The organism is Clostridium tertium (genome assembly GCF_017873245.1).
GTDB classification, from domain to species: domain Bacteria; phylum Bacillota; class Clostridia; order Clostridiales; family Clostridiaceae; genus Clostridium; species Clostridium tertium.
Genome location: NZ_JAGGJY010000013.1, coordinates 17,621 through 30,064, shown reverse-complemented (window position 1 = coordinate 30,064; position 12,444 = coordinate 17,621). Strand labels below are relative to the sequence as shown.

The window sequence follows — 12,444 nt, the reverse complement described above, 5'->3', positions numbered from 1 at the left end:
CAAAGAGTTTACCTTTTGCAAATATAGTTTTATTGAAAATAATATATTAATTATGTAGAATTAAATTGAGTAAGGAAAGTAATTAATTATAGGGGAGAAAATGAATAAAATTATGGTTATTTTATTATTAATAGCATCAGTATTTGCATCATATAAACTGGCAGAAGAAAAAGGTCAAAATAAATTAATTTGGGCTGTAATAACAGCATTAGTTGGACCATTTGTATTGGCAATTCAATATTTGGTGTCATATTATAAAAATGGTTATGTTACAAAATAAGTAATTTAAAGTATAAAAATAATAAGTTAGATAAGAATGACAGTAGGGAGACGTGTCTTATACAAATCTTCCTACTGTCATTTTATTTATATTAATTTCAGTAATAATATTTAATATGATAAGTTTAAATCTTCATTAATAGTCTTTATACTAGCTTTTATTGATCCATTTACAAATGGTAAAGAAATATTTTTTGTTTTAATGTATCTATAAATGTATCTTGAGTACTAATAAGAAACTCTCTAACTAACAATATCAATGATTTAACTAAAAAAAGTTCAATTAATTTTTTATATGTTATTTTATACATTAAGTCTAAGGTATATAAATATACAATACAGTGAGCTTAAAAAACTTTAAGAAGAATTTAAGGTGTTGATAAGTACATATTAATAAGTGGAAAAGTGTTAAAACTGTGGAAAGTTATCCACAAAATGTGGACAACTTGGAAAAACTGTTGAAAACTTTTTAAAAAGGTATTGACACAATATATATGTAAAGAATATATGTTTGTAACAATATGATGATTTTTGATGAAGAACACTAATATATGTAGTAGAATGTAATAGGTAATATTTTTAAGATTTGGATAATAAAATATAGTTATGCACAGTTTGTACAAAATGTGGATAAAAACTGTGGATAATGTTAAAATAATACTATAAATATAGGAAAAATAGGTGTTTTTAAAATTTAGCCTGTGGACAACTTATGATTTTATGAGAACTGTGGATAAAATATATGAAAAAAATGTTGAAAAAATTGGTTATAATTTTATTTAAGGAGAAAAATATGAAATACAATAAAAATATATATGAAGCAATATTTAAAAGTAGACCCAATAGATTTAATGCAAATGTTATATTAAATGGAGAAGAGATAGTAGTTCATGTTCCTAATACAGGGAGATGCAGAGAGATATTGAAGGAAGGAACAAAAGTATTTTTAAGAGAAGAATTAAATCCGAGCAGAAAAACAAAATATGATTTAATTGCAGCAATGAAAGATGACATATTAATTAGTATAGATTCCCAAGTACCTAATAAGGTTGTTAATGAAGCTTTAAATAATAAAAAGATTGATACTTTACATAAATATACTAAAATTAATAGAGAGAAAACTTTTGGAAAAAGCAGATTTGATTTTAAGTTGTCCACAGAGGGCGAGAGTGAAGTATATTATTTAGAAGTAAAAGGTGTAACTTTAGAAGATAGTGGACATTGTAGATTTCCAGACGCTCCTACAGAAAGAGGTGCAAGACATATATTAGAGCTTATAGAAGCGAAAAGACAAGGATTTGGTGCTGGTATTTTATTTTTGATTCAATTAGATAATGTTAAGACATTTTCACCTAATGACATAACTGACCCAGAATTTGGAAATACATTAAGATTAGCAAAAGAAAATAATGTTGATATAATGGCATATAATTGTAAAGTTGAAAAAGATGGAATTGAAATAAATAAAAAAGTTGATATAATATTATAATCACTATATAAGATATAAGATATAAGATATAAGATATAAGATATAAGATATAAGATATAAGTTAAAAAATCATATATTTAATTCAAATATATGATTAATGAATAATATTTAAAGAAAGTTGTTATTTAGAGAAATAGTTATTTAGTTAATTAAGAGGTGTATTATGAAGTACAAGTTTTGTCCTTTATGTGGTAGAGGATTAGAGGAAAAGTATAGTTGGGATGAAGGTGGGGTACCATATTGTTCCCATGATGATGTGATGTTTTTTGATACTCCAAAGCCATGTATAATGGTAGCAATAATTAAAGACGATGAAATATTATTATTAAAGCAAAGTTATATATATAAAAATTCTAAGGTATTGTTAACGGGATACGTAGATAATAATGAGACAGCAGAGGAAGCAGTTTATAGGGAAGTGAAAGAAGAGGCTGGAATTGATATAAATAATATTACATATGTAGGTTCTGATTATGTTAAAGATAAAGAAATTTTAATGATAACATTCATGGCTGACTTTGTTTCTGGTAAAATTAATAAATCAGATGAAGTAGAAGGCATGGGATGGAGTAAGTTAGCAGATGCATTAGATGAAATGAAAGAGGATATAATTGGAACCAAAGTTGTAAAAAGGGTATTGGAGATAAGAAAATCTAAAGGTATATAAATGATTATGGAAATAGTAGATAGATTTATTAAGTTAAAATTTATCTACTATTTGTTTATTAACAAAATAAAAATAGTTAACATACAATTTAAATATAGCAATAAATTAGGAGAAGTAATGAAGTTTAAAGCAAATAAGTTAAAGGGGTTTGAAAATAAAGCTTTATATAGAGAATTTAAAATCAATGAAGTAGAATACAAATGGGCTTTACCTCTAAACTTTGATTTTAATCCTAGCACAATAGTTTATCATCATACTGCGGATAATAATATGACACCTCAAAAGATAGATGAAATCCATAAAGGAAGAGGATGGTCTGGAATAGGATATCACTTTTATATAAGAAAAGATGGCGTGATATACAGAGGAAGACCAGAAAATTCAGTAGGTGCACATGCGCCAGGCGTAAATAGTAGAGCATTTGGAATAGCTGTGGAAGGTAATTTAAATAGCGAAAATTTAACTCAGAGTCAAATGAGCAGTATCATTGAGTTATCAAAATACCTAATGGAAAAATATAATATTAAAGATTTAAAAAGGCACAAAGATGTAAGAAATACAGAGTGTCCAGGAAAAAACTTTCCTTTTGAGGAGATTAAAACGAATTTAGGTATTTAAAAAGACAGTAAACAGTAAATAGATTTATATACTTATAAGTCTATTTACTGTCTTTTATTTATAAAATGTTTAATAATCAGCTCTATATATTTTAATCGATAAAATACTATCATTATAACTTATTTCAGCTTTATCTATCATCATTCCAACTAAGGAAAGTTCCCCTTCTAGTTCACATTCGCCACCTAAGTTCCAATAATATTCTTCAACTTCATGTTGACGATTAGTATTTAGTATCTTTTTTAAATTATATAATTCAATATCATCAATTTCTTTAATATGCCCCCAAATAAGGAATGAACTAGAATTATCTTCTGTATGAAATGTTACATTAATATCATTAGATCCTAATTTGTGAAGATAAGTCATTATTTCATTAATTATTCTCAGGTTTTTCTCAAATTTAAACTTCATGTTTTAAATATTCTCCTTTTTAAAGGTAGTAACAACTGGAATTAAAAGCATTGCAACGAATCCAGCAGCTAAACCATTATTATATAAATTAAGACCACCATGAAGGTATCCTATATTAGTAACCATATTTACATGTAAGAATCCAGCTAATATACCTATATTAAACCCAAATTTCCCTGCTATAGGTGCAAGTGCTGTTGAAAATAAAATAGATAATATTAATGACGGGGAATTAATAGGATTAATATTTATTAAGGCTCCTAGTAGAGCACCTAATATAATAGGAATTACATTTCTTATGTGCTTACCAAAGGCTCCGAATCCAATTATAGTGAAAATACCAGAAATAGTTGGTCCGTTTAAATCACCATTTAGAAGTATTACAAGGAAGGTTGATAAAAATCCAAGAATACCCATATTAATATAACAAGTATCTCCAAATAGTAAATAAAAATCGCTAACTAACCTACCTGGTTGTTTAAATAATATACCTAGTTTTTCTTTAGGGTCAGGATTGTGAATCAAGCCAAGTATAATCAAATATAGAGAAATTATAAATAAAAAGATGGATAAAATATAATTTGATTCAGTATTCCAGACCATTCTAGTTTCAAACTCTATTCCTACAGCCCGTAATATAGACATTAAGAGTGTAGCAAATAATCCGGCAGCGAAACCTACATTATATAAATTATATCCATTATGAGATTTAATACAGTGAGAAGCTATGGGGGCCAACACAAATCCAGTAAGTATACCTATTCCATGGCCTAGCAATATTCCAGATAAAGTTGAAAAGTTATCTGTAAAACTAAGTTGACTTACAGTTGGAGCTAATGTGGTTGAAAGTAGTGCCACTAAGCTATAATTAAGAAAAGGTTCTTTTTGATATTTTGAATAAAGATAAACACCTATTATTATTGGCCATATATTTAATAAATTTTTGCCGAAGAAGGAAAAACCAGTCATTAGCCATAATGACATGATAGTTGATCCATTAGGCTTTACACCTATAAATATCAAAATTAACATAGATAGAATACTGGTCAAAGCAGAATTAAATAAAGATGCACCAATTCCACCAATTTCAACATAATCAGTTATTAAAATATCTGGACTTAAAATTATTTTTTTTAATCCATGAAATATTTCAATGGGGGAATCTAATATTAGTGCGACAAAGATAAAAAATAAATACATTATTAATAAAACTACATAGGGGGGATAAAATCTCCTCTTTTTTATATAAATCACCTCTCAAAAATTATTATTTATATTATAAATTTTAAAAAAAATATATTGATAAAAATAATTTAATCTAATAAAATTATTTAGTTATGTATATCTTAATATATGTTTAAGGTAGTATAATATAATTATAGCTTAAAAATAATTAGAGTTAAATATAATATAGGAGGAGTTTGGTATGGATGGGAAAAAAATTAAACAGGTACCAGAGATAAAAGGATTATTAAGAAGTCATGTAATAGAAGTTCCTTCTTGCATAAGAGATTGCAGTGGAATAAAAATATTTGGAAAAAGAATAAAATCTTTATTATTTACTACAGATGTTGCCATTATAAGAAATACCAATGCCGATGCTATAATAGCAGTATATCCCTTTACTCCTCAACCACTTATAACACAAGCCTTAGTTATGGCAGCAGATGTACCTGTATTTTGTGGGGTAGGTGGAGGAATAACTCAAGGGAAAAGAGTAGTTAATTTGGCTTTGGATGCAGAATTTAAAGGGGCAATGGGAGTAGTTGTGAATGCTCCTACGGCAAATGATATTATAAGAAAAATACGAGAAACGATAGATATACCGGTAATAGTTACTGTAGTTTCAGAATGTGAAAATGTTGCTGAAAGAATTGAAGCTGGAGCAACAATACTAAATGTTTCTGGAGGTAAAAATACACCAAACATTGTAAGGAAGATAAGAGAGCAATTTCCGGCTTTTCCTATAATAGCTACAGGTGGACCGACAGAGGAAACTATAATGAGAACTATAGAGGCAGGAGCTAATGCGATAACATATACTCCACCACCATCTGGTGATGTGATGGGAAGTCTAATGGACAAATATAGAGATCTAAACTAAGTTAAAATATTTAATTAATAAAAATATAGAATAATAAGAGAAAAGGTGTATAATAATATATAAGACTAATGACCAAGGTAGAGGTGCTGTTATTAATAGTATTTATAATGAGCTTTGCAAAGTGATGAATTATAAAGAAAGGATTAACAGCCGAAGAAATATATCATTGCAATGATTTATTTCTGGGGATGCATATAATATATGTATCACTGTCACGTAAGTGGAGGGCTACAAGGCAATAATTATAAATTTTATTATTATATGCTAAATATACCTATAGCCTTTAATTTCACTTAAGGAAATCTACCACTATGGAAAAGCCATAGTGGTTTTGTTTTATAATTCATACAAGTATATTTTGGAGGAGATTATATGATACTTTTTGGGGCAAGTAAAATAGAAGGAAATAATTTAATTATTGGGGGCATAAAGGCAAAGGATTTAGCAAAAGATTATGGGACTCCGTTATATGTAATGGATGAACAGCTTCTAATAGATAATTGTAGAGATTATGTAAAATACTTTAAAGTTAATTCTGAAAATAATAGAGTAGCTTTTGCAGGGAAAGCTTTTTTGACATTAGAAATGTGTAGACTTATAGATCGCGAAGGACTTTATTTAGATGTTGTTTCTGGTGGTGAACTATATACAGCATATAAGGCTAACTTTCCTATGGAGAAAATATATTTTCATGGAAACAATAAAACTTTAGAAGAAATAGAGTTTGGAATTAAACTAGGAGTAGGAAGGTTTATAGTAGATAATCTATGGGAAATGATAAAGATAAATGAGATATCTGAAAAGTATAATAAGGTTCAAAAGGTTTATTTAAGGCTTACACCAGGAATAGAAGCTCATACTCATGAGTATATTAAAACTGGTCAGATAGATTCAAAGTTTGGGTTTGCACCAGTAGGTAATATAATCATGGATGCTATAAAAAAAGCTTTAGAATTAGAAAATATAGAATTAGTAGGTCTTCATTGTCATATAGGATCACAAATATTTGAAACAGAGCCATTTGCTGATGCTGCTGAAGTAATGATAAACTTTATAAATAATATAAGACAAGAAACAGGTCATATGATTGAAGAGTTAGATTTAGGTGGAGGCTTTGGTATTTATTATTCAGAAGGAGATAAACCAAAAGAAACAAAAGAATATTGTGATATTATATTAAATAGAGTTAATGAAGTATGTAATAAATTATCACTTAAAAAACCTATCTTAACAATAGAGCCAGGAAGGTCAATTGTAGCTAATGCAGGAACAACATTATATACTATAGGGTCAATAAAGGAGATACCGGGTGTTAGAAAATATTTAGCTATAGATGGTGGCATGACAGATAATATAAGACCAGCTTTATATGAAGCAAAATATGAGGCCTTAATAGCTAATAAGGCGAGCAGAAATATAGAGAGTAAGGTTACAGTAGCTGGCAAGTGCTGTGAATCAGGAGATATTTTATTACAAGATATAAATCTTCAAGAAGCAGAAAGTGGAGATATACTTGCAGTTCTATCAACTGGAGCTTATGGATTTTCTATGTCTAGTGGATATAATAAAAATTTAAGACCAGCAGTAGTATTTGTAAGGAATGGTGAAGCAAAGGTTGTATGTAAAAGACAAAGTTATGAAGAATTATTAATTAATGAAATATGATTTTAGAATAAAGAATAGGGTAAATGAAATTCATTTGCCCTATTTTTAATAATATATACTCTATTTAAATTTTCAATAAATATGATATACTAGAATATAAGCTAAAAAAAGAGAGGTGAGTAATAACAGTATTATTATGGAGAAAAGAGAATACATAGTAGATAGATTCGAGAGAGATTATGCTATATTGGAAATTGAATCCAATGAATTAATTAGTGTTAAAAGAAGTGATATAATAGGGAATGCAAAAGAAGGAGATATTTTATTTAAGAAAGATAACTTTTATTTTATAGATGAAGAAGCTACCAAATTAAGACGTGAAAACATTAATACTATTATGAAAGGATTATGGGAAGAATGAGTGAGAGTAATAATGTAAATGAAGGAATTGATATAGAAGAAGGTAAGAAAGATAGTAATTCTAAGAAAAGTTTTATTACTGAATGGGGAATTCCAATAATCTCAGCGATAATATTAGCTTTCCTTATAAATAAGTTCTTATTATTCAAAGTTTTAATTCCATCAGAATCAATGGTACCTACATTAAATGTTGGAGATAGACTTTTTGTTACAAGAATATATAATTTAGAAAAGCTTAAACGAGGGGATATTATAGTATTCCACTCAGAAGAACTTCAAGATTCATTAATTAAAAGATTAATAGGATTACCAGGAGATAAAATAAAGATAGAAAATGGTAAAGTATTTGTAAATGGAGAAGAATTACAAGAAAATTATATAGGTGCTGAAGACAATTTTAATGGAGAGTATGAAGTACCAGAAGGAAAGTACTTCTTTTTAGGAGATAATAGACTTTGGTCAAAGGACTCAAGATATTGGATTAATCCATATATTGATGGTGAAGACATAAGTGGTAAGGCTCAAATAAAAGTGTATCCATTTGATCAAATTGGTAAAATAAAATAAAGATACAAAGAAAGGAAGAGCTATGGGAAATAAAAATACAGAAGAAAATAATAATAATAGAAAGCAGCATACTTTATTCTATGCAGTAATGGCATTTCTATTTTTATACGCTTTTACTTCAACTAAAAATTTTATGACTACCCAAGAAATAAGTTATAATGAATTTTTAAATATGGTAGAAGATAAGAAAGTAGAAAGTGTTATAATTTCATCTACAGAGATAAAAATATTACCTAAAAGCGATGAGAATAATAAGAGTACAGGAAAGGTATTGTTTACTGGTAATGTTGATGATCCTAATTTAATAAATATTTTAAATGAATCAGGAGTAGAGTTTAAAGGAGAACCAGTACAAAATAATTTTATAGCAGAATTTATTTTTAGCTGGATAATAATGCCGCTAATACTTTTCTCTATATTTAGATTTTTAGCCGGAAGAATTGGTAAGAAAATGGGGTCATCTCCTATGATGGGGATGGGAATGGGAAAAAGTAATGCTAAAATATATAAAGAAAATGATATAAAAATAACTTTTGATGATGTTGCAGGTCAAGATGAAGCTAAAGAATCATTAAAAGAAATAATAGATTATTTAAATAATGCTAGTAAGTACACAGAAATAGGTGCTAAGCTTCCTAAAGGAGCACTTTTAGTTGGTCCACCAGGAACAGGAAAGACATTATTAGCAAAAGCAGTTGCTGGTGAAGCAAATGTTCCATTTCTATCAATATCAGGTTCAAACTTTGTAGAGATGTTTGCAGGAATGGGAGCAGCAAAAGTAAGAGATCTTTTCCAAGAGGCAGAAAAAAATGCTCCATGTATAATATTTATTGATGAAGTAGATTCTATAGGTAAAAGTAGAGATTCTCAGATTCAAACTAATGATGAAAGAGAACAAACACTAAATCAATTATTAACACAAATGGATGGATTTGATTCAACTAAAGCAATAGTTGTTTTAGCAGCTACAAATAGACCAGAAATATTAGATAAAGCATTATTAAGACCTGGAAGATTTGATAGAAGAGTAATAGTAGATAGACCGGATTTAAAAGGAAGAATAGACATATTAAAAGTTCACTCTAAAGGAGTAAAACTTGGAGATGATGTAAATCTAGAAGAAATTGCAAAAAGTACTCCTGGAGCAGTAGGAGCAGATCTTGCTAATATAGTAAATGAAGCAGCTTTAAGAGCTGTAAAGCATGGTAGAGAATTTGTAATGCAGGAAGATTTAAGGGAAGCTGTAGAAGTTATAATAGCAGGTAAGGAAAAGAAGGATAGAATCCTATCTCCTATGGAAAAGAGAGTAGTTGCATTCCATGAAGTAGGTCATGCACTTGTTGCTGCATTATTAGATAAAACAGATCCAGTTCATAAGATAACTATTGTTCCTAGAACTATGGGAGCGTTAGGATATACAATGCAATTACCAGAAGAAGAAAAATACTTAGTATCAAGAGATGAATTGACAAGTCAAATAATGGTTATGCTAGGTGGTAGATCGGCGGAAGAGGAAGTATTTAACTTGGTTTCAACAGGTGCTTCTAATGATATAGAGAGAGCTACACAAACAGCTAGAAGTATGGTTACTATTTATGGAATGACAGATAAATTTGATATGATGGCTTTAGAGTCTGTTCAAAATAGATATTTAGATGGAAGAGCTGTAAGAGAATGTAGTGATGAAACCTCAACTTTAGTAGATGAAGAAATATTAAAAATAATAAAAACTTGTCATGAAAATACTAGAAAGTTATTAAGTGAAAATAGAGATTTACTTGATAAAATTTCAGAATATTTATTAGAAAAAGAAACGATATTCGGTGATGAATTCATGGAATTTGTTTATGATAAATATCCAGAACTAAGAGATAAGAAAAAGAAAAAGATTGAAGATTCAAGTGAAGTTATAGAAGTAGAAGAAATAACAGAAGTTTAAAATAACGAAAAATGGATAAATTAGTGAGAGGGTGTACATGATTTATTGTTACACTCTTTCTTAATAATATAAATTTAAAATCAAAGGGGGATCAGCTCTTGGATAAAATAGAATTGTTAAAAGAAGATGAAAACTTAAAAAATACGTTAAATATTCTTAATGAAGAAACTTTAAAATATATAGATAAGAGAAAAAGCATTTCAGAATATATACTTGATTATAGAAAAAAATATATAGAAGAATATAGAGATGATGAAGATAAGTTGATGGAATACTTTGATCATGAAAGATATATTAAAGAAGAGTCATATAAAATGATAGATAAAAAGTTAGGTGAATTTGTTAAACTTAAAGAGTCGCCATACTTTGGGAAAATTGGATTTATAGATGATGGATATTCAGAAGAGTTGTATATAGGTAGATATGGATTAACTCCAGAAGGAAGTTATGATCCAGTGATAGTTGATTGGAGAGCACCTGTTTCATCTTTATTTTATAAAGGAATGCTTGGAGAAACTACTTATAAAAGTCCACAAGGAGAAATACCAGTAGATATATTATCAAGAAGACAATTAATTATAAAAAAGGCTAAATTAGAAGGGTACTTTGATTCAGATATAAATATACAAGATGAAATATTACAAATGGTTCTATCATCTAATTCAGGAGAGAAACTTAAGGATATTGTAAATACGATACAAAGAGAACAAGATGAAATAATAAGAGCTGATAGAAATAAAGTTGTGGTTGTAAATGGAGTTGCAGGTTCAGGAAAAACTACTATAGCTCTTCATAGAATTGCATATCTTTTATATAATTTTAGAGAACAATTAACAGATAAAGTTCTTATTTTAGGACCAAATGACATATTCATGGATTACATTTCAGAGGTGTTACCTAATTTAGGAGAAACAGCAGTTATTAATGAAACATTTTTATCTTTTGCATATAAAGAAATAGGCTTAAATGAACCTGTAAGAGATATAACATCTTATTTAGAAGAAGTACTAAAAGGTAATGAAGATGTAATTTCAGATATAAAATATAAGTCATCAAATAAATTTATAGAAGCGTTAGATAAAAAAATAGAAGATATAGAAGATAATTATTTTAAAATAGAATCAGTAAGATTTTTAAATGAAGAAATTGTATCTATAGATGAAATAGAAGAGCTTTTTGAGAAGCACTATAAATATATGCCTATATTTAGAAGAAGTCAAAAGATAAAGAGAATATTATTTTCAAAAATAAAAGATAAAAGAGATGAAAAAGTAAGGGAAATTAATCTAAAGGCACAAGAAGAAAAATCAAAGCTATCTGCAGATGAATTGGTAATTGAAGAAAACAATATTGAATTTAGAAGAAGAATTGCTATAAGAGATATAGTAAAAGAAGTTATGAAATCTAAATCCGAAATAGAAAAATGGATAGAAAATGAAGGAATCATAGATATATATAAAGAATTTATGAATATCGAAACTCTTTCATATTTAGATTTAGCGGGTATTTTATACTTAATGATAAAATTAGATGGAAAGAAAGCTAATACAGAAATAAAGCATATAGTTATTGACGAAGCTCAAGATTACAACATGTTACAGTTCTTAGTTTTGAAGGAGTTAACAGGATGTAGAAGTTATACTATAGTTGGAGACTCAAACCAAAGACTTATAAAGGCAGAAGAGGTACCAGCTATGCTTAAGCTAAAAGAAGTTTTTGGTGGATTTTTTAGTTTATTTGAACTGAAGAAGAGTTACAGATCAACTTATCAAATAATGGAATATGCAAGTAAGCTTTTAGACGAAAATGCAGTTGTTCCATTTGTAAGAAAAGGTGAATTTGATGTATTAGAAACAATAGTACCAAAAGATGATAAGGACGATTTAATAGATGTAATATTAAATTTATTAGAAGACTATCAAGAAGAAAAGTATGAAAATATAGCCATAATAACAAAGGATAAGGAAGAATTAAATCTTATATCTCCAGAACTTAAAAAGTATACAAATATATTGGCATTCAGTGGTGAAGAGGTAGTGTATAAGGGGGGAAAGGTATTAATACCATCTTATTATGCTAAGGGATTAGAATTTGATGCCGTAATAATTGTTGATTTTGATGAAAATACTGATAATTTAATTAAATATATAATGTGTACTAGAGCATTGCATAGATTGTCAGTTGTTAAAGTAAGATAAAGTTTATATAACTAATATGAATATAATTTAAAAAAGGAGCTATCGTAGAAAGCTATCGAGCTTATGCGACAGTCCCTTTTTTCTTTTTTAAGCTTTAGATTAAAAAAGTTTATTTGTGAAATTTCACAATATATTTAATTTTTT

At 27.9% G+C, this 12,444-nt stretch carries 12 protein-coding genes and 1 riboswitch; of the genes, 10 read left to right on the top strand and 2 right to left on the bottom strand.

Going from position 1 to position 12,444, the window contains the following annotated elements:
* Positions 1–100 precede the first annotated feature (100 nt).
* The 4 genes from J2Z25_RS13830 to J2Z25_RS13815 all read left to right on the top strand — a co-directional run bounded on the left by J2Z25_RS13830 (position 101) and on the right by J2Z25_RS13815 (position 3,053).
* Entirely contained in the window at positions 101–280 is a 180-nt protein-coding gene (locus tag J2Z25_RS13830) for a hypothetical protein (RefSeq protein WP_008676362.1), read from the top strand.
* A gap of 792 nt (positions 281–1,072) precedes the next feature.
* Complete coding sequence (sfsA, locus tag J2Z25_RS13825; protein WP_209741020.1) at positions 1,073–1,768, top strand: DNA/RNA nuclease SfsA; 696 nt, start codon at positions 1,073–1,075, stop codon at positions 1,766–1,768.
* Positions 1,769–1,931: 163 nt separating this feature from the next.
* Entirely contained in the window at positions 1,932–2,435 is a 504-nt protein-coding gene (locus J2Z25_RS13820; protein ID WP_142419345.1) for an NAD(+) diphosphatase, read from the top strand.
* Between the two features lie 117 nt (positions 2,436–2,552).
* Positions 2,553–3,053, top strand: coding sequence for a peptidoglycan recognition protein family protein (locus J2Z25_RS13815; RefSeq protein ID WP_209741019.1), 501 nt, complete (start codon positions 2,553–2,555; stop codon positions 3,051–3,053).
* A 69-nt stretch (positions 3,054–3,122) separates the two neighbouring features.
* On the opposite strand, the gene J2Z25_RS13810 is transcribed toward J2Z25_RS13815, so the two are convergent.
* Entirely contained in the window at positions 3,123–3,467 is a 345-nt protein-coding gene (locus J2Z25_RS13810) for a hypothetical protein (RefSeq protein ID WP_209741018.1), read from the bottom strand.
* Between the two features lie 3 nt (positions 3,468–3,470).
* Positions 3,471–4,667 carry a DUF1576 domain-containing protein gene (locus J2Z25_RS13805; protein ID WP_209741017.1) on the bottom strand — a complete coding sequence of 399 codons (1,197 nt, stop codon included), beginning with the start codon at positions 4,665–4,667 and terminating at the stop codon, positions 3,471–3,473.
* A 226-nt stretch (positions 4,668–4,893) separates the two neighbouring features.
* On the opposite strand from J2Z25_RS13805, the gene J2Z25_RS13800 reads away from it, so the two are divergent.
* The 6 genes from J2Z25_RS13800 to J2Z25_RS13775 all read left to right on the top strand — a co-directional run bounded on the left by J2Z25_RS13800 (position 4,894) and on the right by J2Z25_RS13775 (position 12,300).
* Positions 4,894–5,571, top strand: coding sequence for a beta/alpha barrel domain-containing protein (locus tag J2Z25_RS13800; protein ID WP_008676374.1), 678 nt, complete (start codon positions 4,894–4,896; stop codon positions 5,569–5,571).
* Between the two features lie 70 nt (positions 5,572–5,641).
* Positions 5,642–5,810, top strand: a riboswitch (Lysine riboswitch).
* A 133-nt stretch (positions 5,811–5,943) separates the two neighbouring features.
* Entirely contained in the window at positions 5,944–7,236 is a 1,293-nt protein-coding gene (lysA, locus tag J2Z25_RS13795) for a diaminopimelate decarboxylase (RefSeq protein WP_209741016.1), read from the top strand.
* 136 nt (positions 7,237–7,372) lie between these two features.
* Complete coding sequence (locus J2Z25_RS13790) at positions 7,373–7,597, top strand: DUF3006 domain-containing protein (protein WP_097034181.1); 225 nt, start codon at positions 7,373–7,375, stop codon at positions 7,595–7,597.
* Positions 7,594–8,163 (top strand): signal peptidase I, encoded by a 570-nt coding sequence (lepB, locus tag J2Z25_RS13785; protein ID WP_209741073.1) that lies wholly within the window; start codon positions 7,594–7,596, stop codon positions 8,161–8,163. Before J2Z25_RS13790 ends, lepB begins: the two co-directional genes overlap by 4 nt.
* Before the next feature lie 22 nt (positions 8,164–8,185).
* Positions 8,186–10,102: an ATP-dependent zinc metalloprotease FtsH gene (gene ftsH / locus J2Z25_RS13780; protein WP_209741015.1), complete on the top strand. Its 1,917-nt coding sequence runs from the start codon at positions 8,186–8,188 to the stop codon at positions 10,100–10,102.
* A gap of 98 nt (positions 10,103–10,200) precedes the next feature.
* Positions 10,201–12,300: a HelD family protein gene (locus tag J2Z25_RS13775; RefSeq protein WP_209741014.1), complete on the top strand. Its 2,100-nt coding sequence runs from the start codon at positions 10,201–10,203 to the stop codon at positions 12,298–12,300.
* The last annotated feature ends 144 nt before the right edge of the window (positions 12,301–12,444 follow it).